This window comes from Halanaerobium polyolivorans (assembly GCF_020711195.1).
Taxonomy (GTDB): domain Bacteria; phylum Bacillota; class Halanaerobiia; order Halanaerobiales; family Halanaerobiaceae; genus Halanaerobium; species Halanaerobium polyolivorans.
This window is the reverse complement of sequence record NZ_JAJFAT010000042.1, coordinates 1-1,217: the sequence shown is the minus strand read 5'-3', so window position 1 is coordinate 1,217 and position 1,217 is coordinate 1. Positions and strand designations below refer to the sequence as shown.

The 1,217-nt window shown below is 33.3% G+C and carries 1 protein-coding gene; it reads left to right on the top strand.

What is annotated here, in order from left to right; all coding sequences use genetic code 11:
* Positions 1-121: 121 nt before the first annotated feature.
* Positions 122-1,171: an IS30 family transposase gene (locus LJ207_RS12210; protein ID WP_229346774.1), complete on the top strand. Its 1,050-nt coding sequence runs from the start codon at positions 122-124 to the stop codon at positions 1,169-1,171.
* The last annotated feature ends 46 nt before the right edge of the window (positions 1,172-1,217 follow it).

Here is a 1,217-nt window from a genome sequence, read left to right as displayed (position 1 = left end):
GCTTGATTGTATAATGAACTTGAACTAATTAAAAAAATAATAAATAAAATGCCCATAGTGGACCAAACTGTAATATAATTGAATTACTACAAACAATAAACATTACAGGAGGGTGCACACTATGGACTACTTAAATGATACACCAAATTCTCGAAAAAATAAACACCTAAATGCTTATGATCGTGGTCAAATTGCTTTATTACATTCAGAAGGACTATCACCTTATGCCATTGGTAAACGCCTGGGTAGAGCTTCTAACACAATTAGAAATGAGTTGAAACGTGGTACAGTCTCACAAATAAAAGGTAATAAAACTATTGATATCTATTTCCCTGATACTGGCCAAACAGTTTATGAGAATAATCGTAAAAATTGTGGACCTAAGTTTAAACTATTAGAGTGTGAAGATTTCATAGAACATGTTTTAGACGAATTTTATAACTTAGATCATTCACTTGATTCTATTTGTGGGGCAGCTAAACGGCATAATAAATTTCCAGATTCAAAGATGGTTTGTACCAAAACTCTCTATAATTATATAGATGCTGGGCTACTTGAGATCAAAAACATTGATTTACCACTGAAATTAAAACGATCTTCAAAGTCCAACCGTGTTAAACAGAACAAAAAGAAACTGGGTACCAGTATTGAAGAACGGCCTGAAAGCGTTAATGATCGCAGCGAATTTGGTCACTGGGAGATTGATACTATTATTGGTAAAAAAACTAAAGATGAAGCAGCTCTACTTACTATGACAGAACGTACAACTCGCTCACAAATCATTCGTAAGATTGCTGACAAAACGTCTCATTCAGTCCAGGAAACTATGACAAAGCTAATCAAAGAAGCGGGAGAGCTTTTTTCCACAGTCTTTAAAAGCATTACCAGTGACAATGGTTCTGAATTCTCAGAGCTAGCCAGTATAGAAGAAATAGTTGATACCAAAGTTTATTATACCCACCCATATTCATCTTGGGAACGAGGCACAAATGAGCGTCACAATGGCTTGATAAGAAGATTTATACCTAAAGGTAGAAGCATAAATGAATTCTCAATTGAAGCTATTGCTAGAGTTCAAAATTGGTGTAATACTTTGCCAAGAAAAATCTTAGGATATTTAACGCCTAATGAAGCTTTTGAAGATCAACTAAAACTAATTTTATACAAGTAAAATTATTACAGTTTGAAATTAGTTCAATTTATTATTGCAATTTAGT

Excerpts from the sequence above, each read along its gene's own strand:
- LJ207_RS12210 (WP_229346774.1), top strand. The coding sequence starts at position 122 with ATGGACTACTTAAATGATACACCAAATTCTCGAAAAAATAAACACCTA.